Origin of the sequence: Cellulomonas sp. ATA003, from assembly GCF_031582905.1 — a bacterium.
In the GTDB taxonomy this organism is placed as follows: domain Bacteria; phylum Actinomycetota; class Actinomycetes; order Actinomycetales; family Cellulomonadaceae; genus Pengzhenrongella.
This window is the reverse complement of sequence record NZ_CP133990.1, coordinates 3,894,196-3,912,967: the sequence shown is the minus strand read 5'-3', so window position 1 is coordinate 3,912,967 and position 18,772 is coordinate 3,894,196. Positions and strand designations below refer to the sequence as shown.

The 18,772-nt window shown below is 75.0% G+C and carries 20 protein-coding genes and 3 pseudogenes; 14 read left to right on the top strand and 9 right to left on the bottom strand.

The annotated features are described in order from the left end of the window. Positions 1 to 62: 62 nt before the first annotated feature. Entirely contained in the window at positions 63 to 977 is a 915-nt protein-coding gene (locus tag REH70_RS19305; RefSeq protein WP_310749841.1) for a class I SAM-dependent methyltransferase, read from the bottom strand. A gap of 47 nt (positions 978 to 1,024) precedes the next feature. Between REH70_RS19305 and REH70_RS19300 the strand changes: the two genes are divergently transcribed. Both REH70_RS19300 and REH70_RS19295 read left to right on the top strand, forming a co-directional pair. Beyond that, positions 1,025 to 1,336, top strand: coding sequence for a helix-turn-helix transcriptional regulator (locus tag REH70_RS19300; RefSeq protein WP_310749839.1), 312 nt, complete (start codon positions 1,025 to 1,027; stop codon positions 1,334 to 1,336). Between the two features lie 82 nt (positions 1,337 to 1,418). Continuing rightward, positions 1,419 to 1,610, top strand: a complete 192-nt coding sequence (locus tag REH70_RS19295; RefSeq protein ID WP_396134587.1) for a cupin domain-containing protein — start codon at positions 1,419 to 1,421, stop codon at positions 1,608 to 1,610. 69 nt (positions 1,611 to 1,679) lie between these two features. Here the strand turns inward: REH70_RS19295 and REH70_RS19290 are convergent, their stop codons facing one another. Next, positions 1,680 to 2,003 carry a helix-turn-helix transcriptional regulator gene (locus REH70_RS19290; RefSeq protein ID WP_310749837.1) on the bottom strand — a complete coding sequence of 108 codons (324 nt, stop codon included), beginning with the start codon at positions 2,001 to 2,003 and terminating at the stop codon, positions 1,680 to 1,682. After that, entirely contained in the window at positions 2,000 to 3,046 is a 1,047-nt protein-coding gene (locus REH70_RS19285; protein WP_310749836.1) for a hypothetical protein, read from the bottom strand. The genes REH70_RS19290 and REH70_RS19285 overlap by 4 nt, the downstream gene beginning before the upstream one ends. Positions 3,047 to 3,217: 171 nt before the next feature. On the opposite strand from REH70_RS19285, the pseudogene REH70_RS19280 reads away from it, so the two are divergent. From REH70_RS19280 to REH70_RS19270, 3 genes and pseudogenes are all read left to right on the top strand, one after another. Then, a pseudogene (locus tag REH70_RS19280) lies at positions 3,218 to 3,598 on the top strand (FAD-binding protein); the annotation flags it as partial. 386 nt (positions 3,599 to 3,984) lie between these two features. Further along, positions 3,985 to 4,536 (top strand): D-arabinono-1,4-lactone oxidase, encoded by a 552-nt coding sequence (locus REH70_RS19275; RefSeq protein ID WP_310754431.1) that lies wholly within the window; start codon positions 3,985 to 3,987, stop codon positions 4,534 to 4,536. A 78-nt stretch (positions 4,537 to 4,614) separates the two neighbouring features. Further along, the gene (locus tag REH70_RS19270; RefSeq protein ID WP_310749834.1) at positions 4,615 to 4,848 is read left to right on the top strand and encodes a DUF6480 family protein; all 234 of its coding nucleotides are present in this window, start codon (positions 4,615 to 4,617) and stop codon (positions 4,846 to 4,848) included. 76 nt (positions 4,849 to 4,924) lie between these two features. On the opposite strand, the gene REH70_RS19265 is transcribed toward REH70_RS19270, so the two are convergent. Beyond that, complete coding sequence (locus tag REH70_RS19265; protein WP_310749832.1) at positions 4,925 to 5,965, bottom strand: 1-acyl-sn-glycerol-3-phosphate acyltransferase; 1,041 nt, start codon at positions 5,963 to 5,965, stop codon at positions 4,925 to 4,927. 93 nt (positions 5,966 to 6,058) lie between these two features. Beyond that, entirely contained in the window at positions 6,059 to 6,532 is a 474-nt protein-coding gene (locus REH70_RS19260) for a hypothetical protein (RefSeq protein ID WP_310749830.1), read from the bottom strand. Between the two features lie 210 nt (positions 6,533 to 6,742). Between REH70_RS19260 and REH70_RS19255 the strand changes: the two genes are divergently transcribed. The 8 genes and pseudogenes from REH70_RS19255 (at position 6,743) to REH70_RS19220 (ending at position 12,664) form a co-directional block, all read left to right on the top strand. Beyond that, entirely contained in the window at positions 6,743 to 7,501 is a 759-nt protein-coding gene (locus REH70_RS19255) for a response regulator transcription factor (RefSeq protein WP_310749828.1), read from the top strand. A 4-nt stretch (positions 7,502 to 7,505) separates the two neighbouring features. Then, positions 7,506 to 7,733, top strand: a complete 228-nt coding sequence (locus REH70_RS19250; protein ID WP_310749826.1) for a hypothetical protein — start codon at positions 7,506 to 7,508, stop codon at positions 7,731 to 7,733. 76 nt (positions 7,734 to 7,809) lie between these two features. Continuing rightward, positions 7,810 to 8,475 (top strand): annotated as a pseudogene (locus tag REH70_RS19245) (histidine kinase dimerization/phospho-acceptor domain-containing protein); the annotation flags it as partial. Between the two features lie 184 nt (positions 8,476 to 8,659). Beyond that, positions 8,660 to 9,058 carry a sensor histidine kinase gene (locus REH70_RS19240; RefSeq protein ID WP_310749824.1) on the top strand — a complete coding sequence of 133 codons (399 nt, stop codon included), beginning with the start codon at positions 8,660 to 8,662 and terminating at the stop codon, positions 9,056 to 9,058. Positions 9,059 to 9,178: 120 nt separating this feature from the next. Further along, positions 9,179 to 9,853 carry a DUF4956 domain-containing protein gene (locus tag REH70_RS19235; protein WP_310749822.1) on the top strand — a complete coding sequence of 225 codons (675 nt, stop codon included), beginning with the start codon at positions 9,179 to 9,181 and terminating at the stop codon, positions 9,851 to 9,853. Further along, a complete protein-coding gene (locus tag REH70_RS19230; protein ID WP_310749820.1) occupies positions 9,850 to 10,749 on the top strand; it encodes a polyphosphate polymerase domain-containing protein in 900 nt (299 codons plus the stop codon). The genes REH70_RS19235 and REH70_RS19230 overlap by 4 nt, the downstream gene beginning before the upstream one ends. Further along, positions 10,746 to 11,675, top strand: coding sequence for a carbohydrate-binding domain-containing protein (locus REH70_RS19225; RefSeq protein ID WP_396134585.1), 930 nt, complete (start codon positions 10,746 to 10,748; stop codon positions 11,673 to 11,675). Before REH70_RS19230 ends, REH70_RS19225 begins: the two co-directional genes overlap by 4 nt. A gap of 8 nt (positions 11,676 to 11,683) precedes the next feature. After that, a complete protein-coding gene (locus tag REH70_RS19220; protein WP_396134583.1) occupies positions 11,684 to 12,664 on the top strand; it encodes a carbohydrate-binding domain-containing protein in 981 nt (326 codons plus the stop codon). A gap of 30 nt (positions 12,665 to 12,694) precedes the next feature. Here REH70_RS19220 and REH70_RS19215 read toward each other — a convergent pair whose 3' ends face one another. Both REH70_RS19215 and REH70_RS19210 read right to left on the bottom strand, forming a co-directional pair. After that, the gene (locus tag REH70_RS19215; RefSeq protein WP_310749818.1) at positions 12,695 to 13,435 is read right to left on the bottom strand and encodes a penicillin-binding transpeptidase domain-containing protein; all 741 of its coding nucleotides are present in this window, start codon (positions 13,433 to 13,435) and stop codon (positions 12,695 to 12,697) included. A gap of 314 nt (positions 13,436 to 13,749) precedes the next feature. After that, a pseudogene (locus REH70_RS19210) lies at positions 13,750 to 14,727 on the bottom strand (NTF2-like N-terminal transpeptidase domain-containing protein); the annotation flags it as partial. A gap of 116 nt (positions 14,728 to 14,843) precedes the next feature. On the opposite strand from REH70_RS19210, the gene REH70_RS19205 reads away from it, so the two are divergent. After that, positions 14,844 to 15,059 (top strand): hypothetical protein, encoded by a 216-nt coding sequence (locus tag REH70_RS19205; RefSeq protein ID WP_310749816.1) that lies wholly within the window; start codon positions 14,844 to 14,846, stop codon positions 15,057 to 15,059. Between the two features lie 104 nt (positions 15,060 to 15,163). On the opposite strand, the gene REH70_RS19200 is transcribed toward REH70_RS19205, so the two are convergent. Both REH70_RS19200 and REH70_RS19195 read right to left on the bottom strand, forming a co-directional pair. Continuing rightward, entirely contained in the window at positions 15,164 to 16,339 is a 1,176-nt protein-coding gene (locus tag REH70_RS19200; protein WP_310749814.1) for an aminotransferase class I/II-fold pyridoxal phosphate-dependent enzyme, read from the bottom strand. Between the two features lie 121 nt (positions 16,340 to 16,460). After that, positions 16,461 to 18,602, bottom strand: a complete 2,142-nt coding sequence (locus tag REH70_RS19195) for a DEAD/DEAH box helicase (RefSeq protein ID WP_310749812.1) — start codon at positions 18,600 to 18,602, stop codon at positions 16,461 to 16,463. Between the last annotated feature and the right edge of the window lie 170 nt (positions 18,603 to 18,772).

Genomic DNA, 18,772 nt, shown 5'->3' with positions numbered 1-18,772 from the left:
CGGGGGACGGGCGGTCGGGTGCGGACGGCGAGGTCGACGACGGCGAGGTCGGCGACGGCGGGTCAGGGACGCCGGGCGAGCCACGCGGTGCGGCTCCCACGGACGGTCAGGCGGGCTCCGGACAGCACGGCACGGGGGCCGTGGTCGGCGAGGAGGTGATCCAGCGTGGCGAGGTCGTCGGCCGCGAGCGCGTCACCCAGGGCACGGCGCTGGTGACGCAGGGTCGCGCGGGCGTACTCCTCGGCGCCGGCGGTCCCGGGGCCGGCCTCGACGGGGAACCGCCGCTGCCCGATGACGTCCAGCCCGGCGACCGCGAGCGCGGGCGCCCAGTCGGGGACGGCGTTCCAGCCGGCCGCCGCGAGGGCGGCGTGGCAGCGCGCCTCCAGACCGGGGCGGCCCGTGCCGACGTCGTCGGGCAGCAGGCGCGGGAGGGCGTCCATCTCGACGACCACCGCGACGCCTCCGGGACGCAGGGCGTCGCGGACGGCGCGCAGGACGCGGGCGGGGTCGGCGACCTCGTGCAGCGTGCTCGACGCCCAGATCAGGTCGGCCGGGTCGAGGTCGGGCCAGTCCTCGTCGAGGTCCGCCGGGACCACCCGGAGGCGGCCCGCCAGTGCCGGGGCGAGTGCGGCGGCGGCGAGGCGCTCGACCATCACCGGGGACCGCTCGAGCGCGACGACGTGCGCCGCGGGGAAGCGGTCGGCGAGGGCGAGCGCGCCGACCCCGGTCCCGGCGCCGAGGTCGAGGACCGTCCGGACGTCGGTCACGTGCTCGGCGGTCCAGGCGGTCACCGCGGGCAGGTACGCGCCGAGGACCTGGGCGTCCCCGTCGAGGAGTCCCGGGAGGTCCGCGGCGTGCGCGGCGTGCGCGGCGTGCGCGGCGTGCGCGGCGTGCGCGGCGTGCGTCGAGTGGCCGTGGCCGTGGCCGTGGTCGGGTCCACGGCCACCGCCGTGATGGTGGGTGTGCGCTTCGGTCATGGCTCCAGGCTAGGCAGACATTGCTCATCAGACATAGGCTCTTGCGTATGAAGCAAGAACTGGACCTGGATGCCGTCATCCGCCGACGGATCCGCGGGCTGCGCGTCGCGCGCGGCTGGTCCCTCGACGCCCTGGCGGCCCGCTGCTACCTCAGCCCGTCGACCCTGAGCCGGATCGAGACGGGTCACCGGCGCATCGCCCTCGACCAGCTCGTCCCGATCGCCCGCGCCCTGGACACCACGCTCGACCACCTCGTCGAGGTCGTCACCGACGACGACGTCGTCATCCGCCCCGAGCCGCACCAGGCGGCGGGGGTCACGACGTGGCTCATGTCGCGCGAGAGCACGGTGCGGGGGTGACCGTGGCCAAGATGCGGTTCTCCCCGACCACCCGTCCGGCCCGGACCACCAGGGCGTCCACCCGGGGCGCGAGTGGTTCACGGTGCTGTCCGGGACCATCCGGCTGCACCTGGGCGACCGGGTGATGCTCGTCGAGGCCGGCGACGCGGCGGAGTTCTCCACGATGGTGCCGCACTCGCTCGGGGCGGTGGACGGCCCGGCGGAGATCCTCACGATCTTCGACCAGGACGGCGAGCGGGCGCACATGCCGACGCCCGGGTCGACCCGGCGATGAACAGGGAATGAGCGGGGGACGAGCAGGGATGAGGCAGGAGACGAGCCCGGGAGGAGCAGGGATGAGCCCTCACCCGTCCGGGCGACCGACGTTCTCCACCGCGGCGACGAAGCCAGCCCACTCGGCGTGCAGCCGGTCCCGCTGCGCGTGCCCGGCGGCCGTCAGGCGGTAGCTCTTGCGCGCCGGGCCCGACTCGCTCTCCTCCCACCGCGCCTCGATCGCCCCGTCGTCCTCCAGCCGCACGAGCGCGGGGTAGAGCTGCCCACCCCTGATCGCCTGGAGGCCTGCCGACACCAGCGCCTGCGAGATGCCGTACCCGTGCCGCGGCGCGACCGCGAGAACGTCGAGGATCAGCATCGGCAGGGACGCGCGCTGCCACGCGGCGGTGCTCATCGGCGCTGCGCCCAGGGCCGGTCGTCCCACCCGACGACCGGGGTGACGAGGGCACCGAGCACGAGGACGACGACCACCGGCACCGTGAGCGCGCCCCAGCTGTCCATCGCCAGCACGAGGGTTGCCGTGATCAGCGGGGCGACCACGCCGGTGACCGTGGACACCCACCAGTGCCGTGCGCGTGCGGTGCGGTCGGCGTCCGCCAGCCGGCGGGCCAGGACCAGCGGGTGGCCGAACTCGTCCCCGGCGGAGGTCCCGCCGGCCCGGACGGCCTGCTCGACCTCGGCGACGTGACCGCGCACGGTCACCCGCGGCACCAGCCGGGTGCGCAGCCCGTCGCGGAACCGGCGCAGCCACGCGGCGTCGTCCCATCCGGCGCGGAGCGTCCCCGACGGGATGCGACCGGCGGCGACGAGAGCCACCACACCGGGAGCCAGCAGCCCCACGCCGAGGAGCGGCACGGGCACCCCGCGAGCCAGGACGTACCCGGGGCCCACGCTCGCCGCGGAGGCGAGGCAGCCCAGGGCGAACGCACCGACGGCGACGAGCACGCCGGCCGTCGACACCGGTCGCCCGGCGGAGAGCAGCGCGCGGCCGACGACCCAGCCCAGGAAGAGCAGCGCCACGGCGGCTGCGACCAGCAGGCGCGCGAGGTCGAGGTCGACGGCCCACCCGCCCCGGATCACCATGAGCACGACCGCGACGGCGGCCATCGCCACCAGCGTGCCGCCGGCGTCCCGGACGGCCGGACGCGGTCCCCCACCCGCGGAGGTCCGGACCTCCTCCTCCACGGTCGCCAGGTCGGCGACGTCCTCCGCCGCGAGCACGGCCGCGTCACCCAACAGCTCCTCCGCGGGGACGCCGGCTCGCTGCACCGCCTCGAGCAGCTCGGCCTCCCGACCTGCGAGCACGTCCGCCGGCACGTGCCTGCCGGTGATCGACCTCCGGTAGCGCTCGTGCCACGCCCGGTCCTCGTCCGACCACGTCGTGCTCTCCGTCATCTGCTCCATACCTAAGTCGACGTCGTACCTAGATACGACCATGAGCGCGCGGGGGCGGTCAAGAGTTCCCGCCCGCGACATCCGTGGCCCGGCGTCGGTGGCCCGGCGTCGGTGGCCCGGCGTCCGTGGCCCGGCGTCGGTGGCCCGGCCGGCCGCGCGCCGTGGGGCGAGCGGCCACGTCGGCCACGTCGGTACGGCTGGTAGACCTGACCCATGCCCACCCACGCCACCAACTGGTCCGGCACCGTCACGTTCGGCGCCCGCCGGATCCACACCCCCACCTCGGTCGCCGAGCTCCAGGAGCTGGTCGCGACCACCCCGCGCATCCGGGCCCTGGGGACCGCGCACTCCTTCAGCCACGTCGCGGACACCGCGCACGACCTCGTGTCGGTCTCCGGGCTGCCCCCCGTCATCGAGATCGACCGGGCGGGCGCGTGCGTGACCGTCGCCGCGGGCGTGCGGTACGGCGCGGTCGCCCGCGCGGTGCACGAGGCCGGGTTCGCGCTGGCGAACATGGGGTCCCTGCCGCACATCAGCGTGGGCGGGGCCAGCGCGACCGGCACCCACGGGTCCGGGGTACGCAACGCCAACCTGGCGTCGTCGGTCCGCGCGATCCGCCTCGTGACGGCCGACGGCGAGCTCGTCGAGCTCTCCCGCGACGCCGACCCGGACCGGTTCCCCGGCGCCGTCGTCGCGCTCGGCGCCCTGGGCGTGGTCGTCTCCCTCACGCTCGACCTCGTGCCGACCTTCGACGTCCGCCAGGTGGTCTACCGCGACCTGCCCGCGGCCCGGTTGACCGGTGGGCACCTGACCGAGGTGCTGCGCGGCGCCTACAGCCTCAGCCTGTTCACGCGCTGGCACTCGACCGACGTCGAGCAGGTGTGGGTCAAGCAGCGCGTGGGCGGCACGCCGGGTGACGAGGCGCACCGCGCGGCGTCGAGCGGGCTGCCCGACGACGCCGCGTCCCCCTTCCCGCCCGTCTGGCACGACGCGCACCTGGCGGACGGCCCGTTGCACCCGCTGCCGAGCATGCCCGCGGAGAACTGCACGCAGCAGGGCGGCGTCCCGGGGCCGTTCCACGAGCGCCTGCCGCACTTCCGGATGGAGTTCACCCCGAGCAGCGGCGACGAGATCCAGTCCGAGTACCTCGTGCCCGCCGAGCACGGCGAGGAGTCGCTCGCGGCGGTGGCGACGCTCCGGGACCGGATCGCGCCGGTGCTGCACGTGTCCGAGATCCGCACGGTCGCAGCGGACGAGCTCTGGTTGAGCCCGAGCTACCGGCGGGACGCGGTCGCGATCCACTTCACGTTCCACAAGGACCCGGCCGGGGTCGCGGCCGTGCTGCCCGACGTCGAACGGGTGCTCGCGCCGTTCGCCCCCGGCCGCACTGGGGCAAGGTCTTCGGGACCGACCCGGAGGAGGTCCGTGCGCGGTACCCGCGCGCCGACGACTTCCGGCGTCTGGCAGGCGCGATGGACCCGGACGGCAAGTTCCGCAACGAGTTCCTCGACCGGTACCTCCCGGCGCTCTGACCCGAGACGGTGTCCCGTACCCGGCCGCGCGGGCCCGTCTGCGTGGCGGGTGCGCGGACGCAGGCCTAGCGTGGGCGCATGACCGCCAAGCCGACCGATCCGGACCCGGAGAACACCCCGGGCATGCAGCACGGCAACAGCGTGGACCCGGGGGACACGCCGCCCATCGAGGCCAGCACGTCCGGCAACGCCTACCGCCAGCCCGACCTGCCCTCGGAGAAGACGAACAAGGCCGTCTACGTCGGGATCCTCGTGGTCGTCGCGCTCGTCGCCGTCATGCTCGTCGGCTACGCGGTGGGCATCGGAGACTGATCGGCCCCCCGCCCGGGGCCGCCCGTCGCGACTCGTGGGCGGTCTCCGTCCGTGAGAGGCCGGGGCTGTCCGGGGACTACGGCCGGGGGTTGCGACGCGTCCAGGACCGCTCGTCCCGGCGCGCCCCCATGCCGGCCGCGCACCGCGGGCACACCCGCCCCACCTCGTCGGCGTGCCGGCCGGTCGCGGGCTGGACGTCGGCCCAGTCCACGTGCGGGAAGCGCTGCAGCTCGGTGCGGCTCAGCGCGAGCCCGCAGACCGTCCCGTTCGTGCCGCGCTCCCAGGCGTGGACCTCGCCTGCCGGCATCCGCACGCCATCCGGGTCGGTCCACCGGCTCGAGGCGGCCACCGCTGCTCGTGCCACCCGCTTGACCACGTCGCCCACCCTGTCGTCGCGTCGCCCAACCCGGCCGACCAGCGCGCCGTCCTGCAGCGCGCCCACCTGATCAGCGCGTCCACGCGCCGGTCGCGGGTCGTCCGTCCGTCTGTCTCGCCCGTCCGTCCACACGTCCGTCCGTCCGCTGCCCAGCATGCCGCGCACCGCGGGCGGGCGCACGGTGTGCCGGTCAGACCGGGGCATCCCCGCGGCCGACGACGGCTCGTCCCGCAGCCGAGGCTCCGTCCGGTTCTCCGGCCGCATCCCGCTCTTGTCGGCGTAGAACGCCCGGATGCGATCCATGTCAGCCCGGACGTCACCGGTGAGGCGGATCGTCGGCCCCAGGCCCGTCGTCATCGTGCGCCGGTCGACGTAGCCCAGGGTGATCGGCAGACCGGTGTCCAGGGCGATCCGGTAGAACCCGGACTTCCAGTGCTCCGCCCTGCTGCGCGTCCCCTCCGGGGTCACCACGAGGAAGAAGCGCTCTCCGGCGCGCACGCGCGCGACCACGTCGTCGACCAGGCCGGCCGGGTTGCGGCGGTCCACCGGGATGCCGCCCAGGGCGCGCATGACGGGCCCGAGCGGACCGCGGAACAGCGCCACCTTGCCGAGGAACTTGGAGTCGATGCCCAGGCGCCACGTGATCGCGAGCATGAGGACGAAGTCCCAGTTGGACGTGTGCGGCGCCCCGATGAGCAGCCCGACCTCCCCGGGGGCAGCGGCTCGGACCGGTGCGTCCAACGGCTAGTGGCCCAGTAGGCCCGGGCCAGGGTGCGCCGGATCATCGCGTCATCACGCGGTGACCCTAGCCGGGCACCCGCCGCCCGGGCGCCGTCAGGTGGTCGCGCCGGCCGTGCCGTCGGTCGCGCCATCCGTCGCGCCGTCGGTCGCGCCGTCGGTCGTGCCGCTGCCGGGCTCGAGCTCCGGCAGCCCGCCGCCCATGCCCCCCATCCCACCCATGCCGCCCGGCGCGCCCTCGGGCGGCATGCCGCCCCCGGGGCCCTGACCGGGGGTCCACTGCGTCACCTGCGCATCGGCGTCCGCGGTCCCGGCCGCCCAGCCGACGGCATACCCGGTTCCCCCGGCAAGCGCCGCGGTCAGCAGGACCGCCAGGACGGCAGCCAGCACACCGCGCGCGGCGACCCAGGACCGCAGGCGGTCCCATCCAGAATCCGGGCGGGTGGGCGACCCGGCCGGTCGGTCCGGTCCGTCGCCCTGCGTCGTGGCCCGTCCGTCACCGTCCGGATGCGCGGCGGCCGCGCCGGCTGCGCGGGGGTCTGCGTGGACGGGTGCGTCGGTGGTGGTCATGACTGGTCTCCTCGACTGGTGGATCGGTACGGCGACGAGCATCGCGGCGGATCCCACGACCCAACTGAGCCGGCCCTGTGCGTCCCCTGTGCACCGGGCGGCCGGCGACCCGGCCCCGTCACGCCGCTCCTCACCGCGGAACGGGGTCGCACAGCCGATCCACAGGAACAGCTCAGGCAACCGGCAGAGACGTGACCGATGCTGTGCAGCATGAGCACCGACACCTCGCCCGCGGCACGCACCCGCGAGTCCCTGACCCGCCATGACGGCTCGCCCATCCGTGCGCTCGTGGTCGACGACGAGCCGTCGCTGGGTGACCTGCTGTCCACCGTGCTGCGCTACGAGGGCTGGGTGGTCCAGACCGCCGTCACCGGGCACGCCGCGGTCCGGGCGGCCAAGGAGAGCCGGCCGGACGTCATCGTCCTCGACGTCATGCTCCCCGACCTCACCGGGCTCGAGGTCCTGCGCCGCATCCGCGCCACCTTGCCTGACGTCCCGGTCCTGTTCCTCACCGCCAAGGACGCCGTCGAGGACCGCGTCGCGGGCCTGACCGCCGGTGGTGACGACTACGTGACCAAGCCGTTCAGCCTCGAAGAGGTCGTCGCCCGGCTGCGGGGGCTGCTGCGCCGCAGCGGCGCGACCGCGGCGCCCGAGGAGAGTGTGCTCGTCGTCGGTGACCTGCGGATGGACGAGGACAGCCACGAGGTGACCCGCGGCGGCGCCGAGATCCACCTCACCGCGACGGAGTTCGAGCTCCTGCGGTTCTTCATGCGCAACCCCCGCCGCGTGCTGTCCAAGGCGCAGATTTTGGATCGCGTGTGGCAGTACGACTTCGGCGGTCAGGCGAACATCGTCGAACTCTACGTGTCCTACCTGCGCCGCAAGATCGACAAGGGCCGGACGCCGATGATCCACACGCTGCGCGGCGTCGGCTACGTGCTCAAGCCAGCCGACGGCGAGACGGCGTGACGGCGTGACGCGTCGACGTCCGGCACCCCGCCCCGGCCTGCGCTGGACGCTGCGTCGTCGCCTCGTCGTGCTGGTCCTCGGGCTCCTCGCCGTCGTGTCGGCCGGCACCACCACGGTGTCGACCCTCGCGCTGCAGGACTCCCTCGTCGCCCAGCTCGACGAGCAGCTCGAGGCGTCGAGCGAGCGGGCGGTCGGCGCGGAGAAGATTCCCGCCCGTCCCACCGGACGGTGACCTCGAGCCGCTGCCGCAGCGGCCCGGGGACGGACCGCCGCGCGGCCTCGACGCGCTCGGGCAGGGTGCCGGGACCGTGACCCTCGCGGTCCGCGACGGTGTCGTGCAGTCGGGCCGGATCACCCGCGGCGGGGACATCGACGACCTGACCGCGGAGCAGGAGACGGCCCTCGCCGCGGTCCCCGCCGACGGTGGCCCGCGCACCGTGTCCCTCGACGGGCTGGGCGACCTGCGCGTCGTCGCCACGTCCCTGCCCGACGACGACCTCGTCGTCACCGCGCTGCCCCTCGCCGAGGCCGCCGCGACGGTCCAGCAGTACGTCGTCGTGCAGGTGCTCGTGCTGCTCGCCGGCCTCGGTCTCGCCGCCGTCGCCGGCGGGTTGCTCGTGCGCCGCGAGCTGCGCCCGCTCGAGCGCGTCGCGGCCACTGCGACCCGCGTGGTCGGGCTGCCCCTGCACCAGGGTGAGGTGACGCTCCGCGAGCGCGTCCCGGTGGCCGACGCCGACGCCGGGACCGAGGTGGGCCAGGTGGGACGGGCGCTCAACCAGCTGCTCGGACACGTCGAGGGTGCGCTCGCCGCACGTCAGGACAGCGAGACCCGGGTGCGTCAGTTCGTCGCCGACGCCAGCCACGAGCTGCGCACCCCGCTGGCGTCGATCCGCGGCTACACCGAGCTCGTACGACGCCGGGAGCACGAGCTGCCCGCGGACGCGGCCCGGAGCCTGCAGCGGGTGGAGTCCGAGAGCCGGCGCATGACGGCGCTCGTCGAGGACCTGCTGCTGCTGGCCCGCCTCGACGCCGGCCGCCCGCTGGCCGCCGAGGAGGTCGACCTCACCGCCCTGGTGGTGGACGCCGTCTCCGACGCGCACGCGGCCGGACCGGACCACGTGTGGCGGCTCGAAGCTGCCCGACGTCGCCGACGACGACGTGCCCGACGACGACGCTGCCGGCGACCTCGACGTGATCGTCCCCGCGGTACGCGGGGACGAGGACCGGCTCCGCCAGGTGCTCGCCAACCTGCTCGCGAACGCGCGCGTGCACACCCCGCCCGGCACGACGGTCACGACCTCCGTGCAGGCATGCCCCGACGGCACCGTCGAGCTGCGCGTCACCGACGACGGTCCCGGCATCCCTCCGGACCTCCAGCCGCACCTGTTCGACCGCTTCACCCGCGGCGACAGCGCCCGGTCCCCCGGCGCGGGGTCGACCGGTCTCGGGCTGGCGATCGTCGACGCGGTGGTCACCGCGCACGGCGGGCAGATCGCGGTGTCCAGCTCACCGGCTGGGACGACGTTCCGCGTGGTCCTGCCCGCCGTCGTTCCCTGACGTCGCGCGCCTCCGGGCGTCCCCGCGCGGGTCTCACAGACCGCGCACAGGCGGCACCCGCGATCGCCACACCTTCGGGGCCGAAGGTCGTCTCCTCACCGAGACCGACCTGGAGAACCGATGACCACCGCAGCACCGCTCGCCCTCGACATCGTGGCGATCACGCTCCTCACCTTCGCGCTGTACTTCCCCCGCCACCGCCGCCGCGACCTCGTCGTCGCCCTGCTGGGCGTGAACGTCGGCGTCCTCGCCGTGTCCGTCGCGCTGAGCTCCGGCACGATCGGTGCCGGTCTCGGCCTCGGGCTGTTCGGGGTGCTGTCGATCATCCGGCTGCGCTCCACCGAGCTCGGTCAGCACGAGGTCGCGTACTACTTCTCGGCCCTCGCACTGGGCCTCGTGGGTGGCCTCGCGGCCACGCCGCTCTGGCTCACCGCGAGCCTCATGGCTCTGGTGCTCGTCGCCCTGTGGGTCGGTGACCACCCGCGGCTCCTGACGCGGCACCGCAGCCGGCTCGTGAACCTCGACGTCGCGATCACCGACGACACCGCGCTCGTCGCTGAGCTCGAGCGCCGACTGGGGGCGCGCGTGCACGCCGCGCACGTCGTCAAGGTCGACCTCGTCCTGGAGACCACGCTCGTCGAGGTGCGCTACGAGGTGCCTCGCGGAGGCGCCGCACCGGCCCCGGCCCCGGCCCTGACCGGTCGGCCCGGGACGCCTGCCGACGCAGCCCGCTCCGCGACGCCCGGGACGACCCACGACGCCACCGTGGGCACCACCACGGGAGCGCTGCGATGACCGTCACCGGCCTCGCCCCCGCGCTCCGCGCCCTCTCCCCCGCCGGCCTCGACGAGCTGACCGACCGTGCCGCGCTGCTCACCCGCGTCGACCGCAAGTACGTGCTGCCGCTCGCGGACGTGCACCGGCTCCTCGCCGAGCTCGGGGACCGCAGGTCCCACCGCGCCGCCCGCGTCCTCGAGATCGACGGCGCCCGTGCGTTCGGCTACGCCTCGGTGTACTTCGACACGCCCGACCTGCTGTCCTACCGGCTCGCGGCGCACCGCCGGCCGGTCCGGTGGAAGATCCGCACCCGCACGTACGTCGACTCCCAGCAGTGCTGGCTCGAGGTGAAGACGCGCGACCGGCGCGGCCGCACCGTCAAGCACAGGCGGGCGCACGACCCGGCCGCGAGCACCCGCCTCACCGAGGACGGCGCCCTCTTCGCCGACGCCGTCCTGGGCGAGCTCGGGATGCAGGATGCGCAACAGCTGACATCGCGCCTCGCGCCGACGCTCGTGACGCACTACAACCGCAGCACCCTCCTGCTGCTGGACGACGACACCCGCGTCACCCTCGACACCGACCTCGTCTGCACCGACAGCGCCGGCGCCGACGGCGCCGGCCCGTCCGGTGCGGCGCAGGGCGGGACCACCGAGCGCAGGCCCGAATCGCGCAGTCTGCGACTCGCGGGCCGCGCCGTCGTCGAGACCAAGACCCTCGGCCGCCCCTCGGTGGCGGACCGCGCGCTGTGGTCGCTCGGTCACCGGCCCGTCGCGGTGTCCAAGTTCGCGACCGGCCTCGCCGCCCTGCACCCGGACCTGCCCGCCACGCGGTGGCGTCCCGTGCTGCGGCGCCACTTCCCCGTCCAGCCCGACACCGGGCACAGCCACCACCACCTCTGGAGCACCTCATGAAGCGCCCGAACCGCCTCGTCGCCGTCCCGCTCGCCCTCACCCTCGCCATCCTGGCTGGGTGCTCGACGACCCCCACCGAGACCGCCGCCTCGACGAGCACCACCGTGACCACCGACGGGTCGGGCACGACGACCACGGTCGCCACCACGGAGAACGTCTCCGACCACGACGACCCCGCGGACCACGAATGGGACGTCGCCGCCGAGGTCGCCGTCCTGCTCGAGGGCGACACCGCCACGAGCGACGGCGACGGCGTGACCGTCGACGCGGGCACCGTGACGCTCACGGCGGCCGGCACCTACCGGCTCACCGGCACGCTCGCCGGGCAGGTCGTCGTGGACACCGCCGACACCGGCATCGTGCGGATCATCCTCGACGACGCCGAGATCACGAGCTCGACCACGAGCGCGATCGCCGTCATGGACGCCGAGGAGGCGATGGTCGTCCTCGCCGACGGCACCACCAACGTGCTCGCCGACGCGGCCACCTATGTCCATCCCGACGCGAGCACCGACGAGCCGAACGCCACCCTTTTCTCCACCGCGGACCTCACGCTCACCGGTGAGGGTTCGCTGTCCGTCACCGGGAGCAGCAATGACGGCATCGCGTCGAAGGACGGCCTGGTCATCACGTCCGGTGACGTCACGGTCGAGGCCGTCGACGACGGCATCCGCGGCAAGGACTACCTCGTGGTCGAGGGTGGCACGCTCGCGGTGACCGCGGGCGGCGACGGCCTGAAGTCCGACGACGAGTCGGACCCCGGCGCCGGGTACGTCCAGCTCTCCGCGGGCAGCGTCACGGTCACCGCGGAGGGTGACGGCGTGGACGCCGCGACCGACGTGATCGTCACGGGCGGCGAGCTGACGGTCGTCGCCGGCGGCGGGAGCGGGGGACGGTCTCCGAGGATGCCTCGACGAAGGGTGTGAAGGGCGCGGTGAGCGTCGTCGTCGGCGGCGGCACGGTCGACGTCGACTCCGCCGACGACGCCCTGCACTCCGACGGCAGCGTCACCGTCTCGGACGGCGCGGTGACCCTGGCGACGTCCGACGACGGCGTCCACGCGGACGACACGCTCACGGTGTCCGGCGGGACGCTCGCCGTCACCGGTGCCTACGAGGGGCTCGAGGCGACCACCATCGTGGTCAGCGGCGGCGACACGTCGCTGACCACGAGCGACGACGGCGTGAACGCCGGCGGTGGCGTCGACGGCTCCGGAGCCGCAGGTCCCGGCGGCACCATGGACGGTGGGATGGGCGGCGGGATGGGCGGTCGCGGTCGCCCGGGCGCGGACGCCTCCGCCGGGACCGCGTCCGACACCGCGGTGACGGGTGGCACGGTGTCGGCGGACGACGCCGTCGTCGTGCAGACCGTCACGCCCGAGGCCACGGACACGGCCACGGACACCGCCACCAGCACGGCCACGCCGTCGGTCACCATCTCCGGCGGGACACTCGTGGTCGACGCCGAGGGAGACGGGCTGGACTCCAACGGCACGCTGGCCGTCACCGGCGGCGTCGTCGTCGTCCACGGCCCGACGGCACCGGGGAACGGGGCGCTGGACTCCGACGCCGCACTGGAGATCTCCGGCGGTGTGCTCGTCGCCGCGGACGACGGTGGCATGGCTCAGGCACCGGGCACCGCGTCGACCCAGGCATCCGTCGGCTTCAGCCTCGGCGGCACGCTCCCCGCCGGGAGTGTCGTGCACGTGGTGGCCTCCGACGGGACCGTGGTCGCGTCCGTGGAGCTCGCCAAGGATGCCTCCACACTGGTCGTCTCGACCCCCGACCTCCTCGCCGGCGACGCGTACACCGTGTACGAGGGCGGCACCGTGACCGAGACGGTCGGTGGCTACGGCACGGGCGGCGACCTCACCGGCGCCACCCAGCTGGGCACGACGACGGCGTCCGGCGCCTGACCGACGGCCCTCGGCGTTCAGCGGTCGCCCTCAGGGTGTCGCGGCACCCCGCAGGAAGGCCTCCAGCAGCGGCCCCGCCGTCGTCGTCCCGAAGTCGCCCTCCTCGACGAAGACCGCGACGGCGAGGTCGCCCTGGGTGGCGATCATCCAGGCGTGGTTGCGCGGCGGGTCGTCGGTGCCGAACTGGGCGGTGCCGCTCTTGGCGCCGACCGGCTCGCCGGGCAGGGCGGCGAGTAAGTCGCCGGAGCCCTCGGTGACGACGGCGCGCATGAGCGTGCGCAGCGCGTCCGCCTCGGCCGGGGCGAGCGGCGTGGCGGCCACGGCGTCGGCTCCGGGCGCGTGCTCGTCCGTCACGACGAGCACCGGCTGCACGGTGCGGCCGCTCGCGATCGACGCCGCGACCACGGCCATCGCGAGCGGTGAGGCCTGCACCCGGCCCTGCCCGATCATCGACGCCGCGTGCTCGGTCCCGGTGGCGTCGGCCGGCACAGCGCCGAGGAAGGCGGGGAAGCCGACGTCGGCGGGCTGGCCCAGGCCCAGCGAGGCCGCCGCGTCCGCGAGCGCCGCCTGCGGGACGGTGTCCCGCGCGCCGATCATCGCGGTGTTGCAGGACTGCGCGATCGCGGTCCGCAGGGTGACGTCGCCCAGGGCGTCGGCCGGGTACCCGGGATAGTTCTGGAAGGGGCGGCCGTCCGCGCTGATCGTGTCGGGGCAGGCGACCGTGCTGTCCGGGGTGAGGCCGGCGCGGACGAGCCCGAGGGCGGTGGCCATCTTGAACGTCGACCCGGGGGCGTACTGCCCGAGGGTCGCGGTCGAGTACCCCCGCTGCCCGGCCCGCTCGCCGCCGCCAGCACCTCGCCGGTCGACGGCCTGACCGCGACGATCGCGCTCGGCGGCCCGACGTCGGCGAGGGTCGACTCCGCGAGGTCCTGCAGCGGGGCGTCGAGCGTGGTCCGCAACGGCTCGCCCGGGACGGGCTGGGACCGGAAGAGGTCGCGGGTCGCGCCGGTCGACGGGATCGTCGAGGTGACCGTCAGCCCGGGGAGCCCGCGCAGCTGGGCGTCGTACTGCTGCTGGAGACCGGACAGCCCGGCCACGTCGCCGGCGACGACGGCGCCCTCGGAGGCCTCGACGATCTCGGCGGTCGCCTTACCCACCGTGCCCAGCAGCGGTCGCGCGAAGCGCCGGGTCGGCGCGAGCGGGAGGGTGTCGGGGAGCACGACGACACCCGGGATCGCGCGCGCCGCGTCGACGTCGACGTCCCCCGGCTCGGTCTCCCGCACGACGATCGCCTCGACGAACGCCTTCTCGCCCGCAGCGGCCACACGGCCCGCGTACGCCTCCGCGTCCAGGCCGGCCACCGCGGCGAGGGCGCGGGCAGCGGCGTCCTGCCCGGCGGCGTCGACGCGGGTCTTGTCGACCCCGAGGCGCAGCACCGGTCGGTCGACCACGAGCACGGTCTCGCCTGCACCGAGCACGTCGCCCCGCGGCGCCGGGACCCGCTCCACCGCGAGCTGCTCGCCGTCGACGAGCCCGGGTGCCACCAGGTCGGGTGACCAACGGACGCGCCACTGCCCGTCGCCGTCGTCCGGCTCGACGTACTCCAACGGCGCGTCCACCTGGTACGTCCAGTCGTCCTCGCTCGCGTCCACGTCCCAGACGACGTCGAGCCGCGCGGTCGCGACGGTGTCGTCCTCCTCGTCGACCTGCACCGCGGCGACGTCGACCTGCGGGCGCCACGGGTCCAGACCGGCGACCGCGGTGGTCAGCTGCTCGGTCGCCTCCACCGGGGTCGCGCCCTCGAGCGGCACGCCGGCGAGGTCGAGCCGCTCCAGCCCGGTCGCGAGCGCCTCGACGGTCGCGTCCGGCGCGGGTCGGTCGGGGTGCAGCCGACGAGCGCACCGGCCGCCAGCGCGGTCAGCAGCAGGGCCGCGACCGGTCGACCAGTCGTGGATCGCTGGGTGTGCGCGGCCTCGCGTCGCGACGACGTCATGCTGGTGTGCCCCCTCGTCAAGCCCGCCCTGCGGGCACGTGCGGGGCAAGCCTGCCCTGTCCGGCGGCATCCCCCGGCCGCGGCGCGCGCACGGGTGGCTCGGACGGACCGTTCGGACGGACCGTTCGCCATGCGGGTCGGTCCGGCGGCGGCGAGCATGGAACCCCCGACACCGGAGAGGGCCCCATGACCGAGTCACCCGCCGAGCGCGCGCCGCAGGGCAGCGTCGCCGAACCCGAGGTGCCGCAGCACACCACCGACCCGGACGCGGGCGCCGACTCCCCGCTCGAGGGGACAACCGCCTACGAGCTCGCGGTCGAGGACGGCGCCCCGCTGGCCGCGACAGGCGACGACCCGGGTGCCGGCGACCTCGCCCCCGACTTCCGCGAGCCCGGCGCCTGAGGTGTCCGGGTCCACCCGGGCCCACGCGGAAGTCCGGAACCGCTGTACGACCTGGGTCCCCGACCCCACGACCGTGGTCTACGTCGGTCGCGACGTGACGCGTGTCAGCCGCGCGACGCCGCCAGCCGCCGGACCGCCTCGGTGACGGTCGGCTCGCTCTTGACGAACGTGAAGCGGACGTACGAGCGCAGCGCGTCCGCGGTCGGGCTGCCGGCCACGCAGAACGCGGTGACCGGGATGGCGACGACCCCGGCGACGTCCGGCAGCCGCCGGCACAGCTCGGCCGCGTCCTCGTGGCCCGCGGGCGCGGCGTCGGCCACCACGAAGTAGGTGCCCCGCGATGGGACGGGGCGCAGGCCGGCGGCCGTGAGCCCCGCCACGAGCAGGTCCCGTCGGGTGGCCAGCGACCCACGCAGCCCGGCCAGGTAGTCGGCCGTGCGCCCGTCGTCGTCGGCGAGCGCGACCGCCACGGCGTGCTGGAACGGCCCGCTGGCGACGTAGGTCAGGAACTGCTTGACCGTCCGGACGGCCGTCACGAGCGGGGCCGGGCCGTGCACCCAGCCGACCTTCCAGCCGGTCATCGACAGGCTCTTGCCGGCGGAGGACACGGTCAGCGTCCGCGAAGCCATGCCGGGGAGCGTGGCGAGCGGGACGTGCGTCGCACCGTCGAAGGTCAGGTGCTCGTAGACCTCGTCGGTGACGACGACGGCGTCGTGGGCGGTGGCGGCCGCGGCGATCCACCCCAGCTCGTCCCGGGTCAGCACCGTGCCGGTCGGGTTGTGCGGCGTGTTGACGATGACCAACCGCGTGCGGGAGGAGAACGCGGCCCGGACGTCGGCCTCCGCGATCCGGAAGCCGTCCGGTCCCGGGTGCAGCGAGATGGTCCGGTGCACCCCGCCGGCCAGCGCGATCACCGCCGCGTACGCGTCGTAGTACGGCTCGAGCGTCACCACCTCGTCGCCCGGCTCCACCAGCGCCAGCACGCTCGCGGCCAGCGCCTCGGTGGCTCCGGCGGTGACGAGCACCTCGGTCTCGGGGTCCACGTCGAGCGCGTAGTGCCGGTGCTGGTGGTGGGCGACCGCGCGGCGCAGGGACGGCAGTCCGGATCCGGGTGGGTACTGGTTGAGACCGGCCGGAGCGCCGTCGGCGCCGACGACGGCGTCCGCGGCGAGCCGGCGCAGGTACTCCGGGCCGTCCTCGTCGGGGAAGCCCTGCCCGAGGTTGAGCGCGCCGGTGCGGGCGGCGAGCGCGGACATCTCGGCGAAGACGGTCGCGGACACGCTGCCGTCGGCCTTCAGCAGACCCGTGGCGTCGGCGACGCGACGCCACCGGGCGGGGTCCGGCCTCGCGGCCGGCTCCGTGCCGGGTGCACTCCCGGTGCCCGACGCCGCCACGGTCAGCTCACCCCTCGGCGGCCAACGCGTCCGTGAGCATCCCGACGAGGGCCTCGAGCTGGACGGTGGTGGACGGCGAGACGTCGTCGTCCGGCGCTCCGTCCAACGCCCGCGCAGCCAGCCCGGACTTGCTGTCGATCAGCTCGGCGATCTGCGAGTCGATGGTCTGCGCGGCGATGATCCGCCACGCGGTGACGGGCTCGGACTGGCCGATCCGGTGGATGCGGTCGATGGCCTGGGTCTGCTCGGCGTACGTCCAGGACAGCTCGGCCAGCACGAGGTTGGAGGCGACCTGGAGGTTCAGCCCCACCCCCGCCGCCGTCAGCGAGCACACGACGATCGACACCTCGGGGTCCTCGGTGAACGCGGTGATGTTCTGCTCACGCACCCGGGGCGTCTGGTCGCCACGGATGGAGGCGTAGCGGATGCCGCGCTGGGCGAAGGTCTCCTCGGCCTGGTCCATCACGTCGACGTGCTTGGCGAAGAACACCACCTTGCCGACGTTGCGGGCGAGCTGTGCGGCGTAGTCGGCGGCCAGCCCGGCCTTCGCCTGGCCGATGCGGCGGACCATGGTGAACACGTTCTCGCCGTCGGTCTGCGAGCTCGACTCCTTGAGCTCCGCCGCCGCGACCCGACGCGCGAGCTCGAGGTCGATCGCGTCCGGGACGACCCCGCCGGTGCGCACCTCCATCGCGGACCGGTAGCGCCGCACCAGCCGGCGGGCGAGCGCCGCCTCGGCGGCGCGGATCGAGCGGCCCACCGCACCGTCGAGCTCCACCGGCAGGTCCGCCACCCGGCGGGCGGGGATGTCGGCGACGACGTCGACCTTGCGGCGTCGAACGATGCCCAGGTCGATCACGCTGGCCCGCGCGGCGGCCGAGAACCCCGGGTCCGCCGGGGTCAGACCCGTCTCCTCGAGGGCGGTCTGCAGCCGGCCGAGCGGCTTCTCGTCGTCGATCCAGCCGAGGAACTGCCAGATCGCCCGGAAGTCCTCGATGTCGTTGATCAGCGGGGTGCCGGTGAGCGCCATCAGCAGCGGTCGGGCGGTGCGGGCGCGGATGCGCTCGGAGAGCGCGAGGACGTGCTGGGAGCGCTGGGACTTCTTGTTCTTGATGAAGTGCGCCTCGTCGACGACCATGCCGCGGAACCCCAGGTCACCGAGCCAGCCGACGTGCCGGTCCAGGAGCTCGTAGTTCACCACGACGACGTCGGCGAACCCGTCGACCCGTTCGCCGTCGCCGTGCACCACCGTGGCGCGACGCTGCGGGGTCCACATCCCGACCTCGTGGGCCCAGTTCGTCTTCACCACGTTGGGCACCACGACCAGCAGCGGGTAGGCGTCGGCCGCCTGGGCGGCGAGCAGGGCCTGCGCGGTCTTGCCGAGCCCGGGCTCGTCGGCGAGCAGGAAGGTGCGATGGCCGTTGGCCGTCGCTGCGACGACCCGGGCCTGGTGCGGCATCAGCTCCCGGCCGTGGGGAGCGGTCACCGAGCGCGGCTCGGGCAACGGCATGCAGGCGGGGACGCCGGTGGCGGCCTGCTCGAAGGACCGGAACAGCGGTTCGAGCAGCTCCCAGCCGGCCAGTCGGCGGGCCCGCGACGCCGTCCGCTCGGCCGCGGCCTCGAAGTCCGGGGCCAGGAAGGGGTTGGCGAGCTGGCGCGCGATCACCGATCGTGGCACCACCTGGGTCTCGGTGGCGGCCACCGGTGCGACCGGGGCGGGCGGCGCGGGCTCCTCGACCGGCTCCAGGCCCCCGGCGCGCATCAGGGTCGCCTTGAGGGCGCGGGCCGCATCGGAGACCCGGGCGTCCTCGGCGAGCAGCGCGAGCAGGGAGGTGTCCCGCGCAGCGGTCTTCGCCAGCTGTGTCGCCACCCCGTCGAGCCGCTTGAGCTGTGTGGCGCGCCGAGACTCGCCTGGCCCGCCCTCGGCCATCACGCGGGCCCGCTCCTCGCGCACGAGCAGGGCCACCACCTGGAACTTGGTGCGCACGGCCGGGCGCGTCGGCGGTCGCCGCACTGCGCCGTCGACCTCGCGCGCGACCTCGGCGAGCACCGGGATGATCCCGGGCTCGGTCGGGCGCGTGGCGCGGCGGCGCTGAGCGCCGGAGCCCGCGCGCGCGCCGTCGGTCCGGCCGCGGCCTTGTCGTGCCACATCTCCTCCTTCTCGCACGTCCGTACCGCCGACCGGTCCAGGACGGACCCGGCACAGCGGCCTGTGCCGCAGTCGGGCGTCGGTCCCCCGCGCCGTGTCGCCGGTACCCGGGCCGGGCACCGCATCCGGTGCCGGGCCACCGCGCAGGGCTGCTTGCGCCGCTCGCTGGT